The 1,476-nt window shown below is 33.2% G+C and carries 2 protein-coding genes; both read left to right on the top strand.

Annotated features, from left to right (window positions below; translation table 11 throughout):
• The first annotated feature begins 224 nt into the window (after nucleotides 1–224).
• The gene (locus D5R40_RS32935) at nucleotides 225–815 is read left to right on the top strand and encodes a nicotinate-nucleotide adenylyltransferase (protein ID WP_124145566.1); all 591 of its coding nucleotides are present in this window, start codon (nucleotides 225–227) and stop codon (nucleotides 813–815) included.
• A partial coding sequence (locus D5R40_RS32930) for an NUDIX hydrolase (RefSeq protein ID WP_134239676.1) occupies nucleotides 785–1,476 on the top strand: 692 nt, incomplete at its 3' end. The genes D5R40_RS32935 and D5R40_RS32930, both read left to right, overlap by 31 nt.

Genomic DNA, 1,476 nt, shown 5'->3' with positions numbered 1-1,476 from the left:
ACTCGTTTAGAAACTGCTATAGCCATCAGGAATCAGATGTGAGAATTGAGGTGTTCCTTGAAAGTATAGAATATAGCAGTTATCTTATTTATATATATTAGTCTATTCCCTATTCCCTGTTCCCTATTACCTAAAACAAAAGTATCCAATATCTCACAACTAAAATCATATTGCTATATATTAGAAAAATGTCCGACTTAGGAACTTATATAAAATCAAAAAAAATGACTCAAATTGCTTTATTCGGTACAAGTGCCGATCCACCAACATCCGGACATGAAACAATTATTAAATGGCTCTCTCAAAACTTCGATCAAGTAATAGTTTGGGCATCAGATAATCCCTTTAAATCACATAAAATACCCCTCAAACAACGTTCGGCAATGTTATCAATTTTGATTGAAAATATTGACTCTAATAAAAACAATATTTCTCTCAATTCAGAATTAAGTAGTCGTCGTACTATAGAAACCGTTGAACGTGCTAGAAAAAAATGGCATAATGCTGAATTTACTTTAGTAGTAGGTTCAGATTTAGTCAAACAATTACCAAATTGGTATAAAGTAGAAGAACTTTTGCAGAAAGTAGGATTATTAGTTGTACCTCGAAAAGGTATTACAATAGAAGAGGCAGATTTGCAAAAGTTAAGAGAACTAAATACAGGAGTAAAAATAGCTTCTTTAGAAGTTCCTAATGTTTCCTCATCCGCATATCGAGAGCAAGGAGACCCAGCAATTATTACGCCTCCCATTAAAGATTATATATATCGGGAGCAGTTATACAAATGCCAGGACGCGACTATAGAAAAAGTGTAAATAATAAAGCAGATTTTAAAGTAGGAGTAGATAACGTAATTTTTTCTGTCGATGCTCAACAAAACCGCTTATTGGTTTTATTAGTAATGCGGCAAAAGGAACCATTTATTAATTACTGGAGTTTGCCAGGTACATTAGTAATACAAGGAGAATCTCTAGAAGCAGCAGCTTACAGAATTTTAGCGGAAAAAATTAAGGTAAAAAATCTATATTTAGAGCAATTATATAGTTTTGGCGGTCCTGGTCGCGACCCCAGAGAATCTATTTATAATTGTCGATATTTATCAGTCAGTTATTTTGCCCTAGTGAGATTTGAAGAAGCAGAATTAATTGCCGATGGAGTAACAGGTATTGCTTGGTATCCTATTGAACAAATTCCTCAGTTAGCATTTGACCATAAAAAAATTATTGAGTATGGATATTCTAGATTACGCAATAAAATTGAATATAGTCCTATTGCTTTTGATGTTTTACCAGAGCAGTTTACTTTAGGGGAATTGTATCAACTTTATACAACTATTTTAGGAGACAATTTTTCAGATTATTCTAATTTTCGTGCCAGACTATTAAAGTTAGCTTTCTTATCTGATACTGGAGTAAAAACATCACGAGGTGCTGGTAGACCAGCTAGTCTTTATCGATTTAATTCTGAGGCATTCGC

This window comes from Okeania hirsuta (assembly GCF_003838195.1).
Lineage (GTDB): Bacteria > Cyanobacteriota > Cyanobacteriia > Cyanobacteriales > Microcoleaceae > Okeania > Okeania hirsuta.
This window is presented reverse-complemented; position numbering and strand designations above follow the sequence as displayed.

Excerpts from the sequence above, each read along its gene's own strand:
- D5R40_RS32935 (WP_124145566.1), top strand. The coding sequence starts at position 225 with ATGACTCAAATTGCTTTATTCGGTACAAGTGCCGATCCACCAACATCC.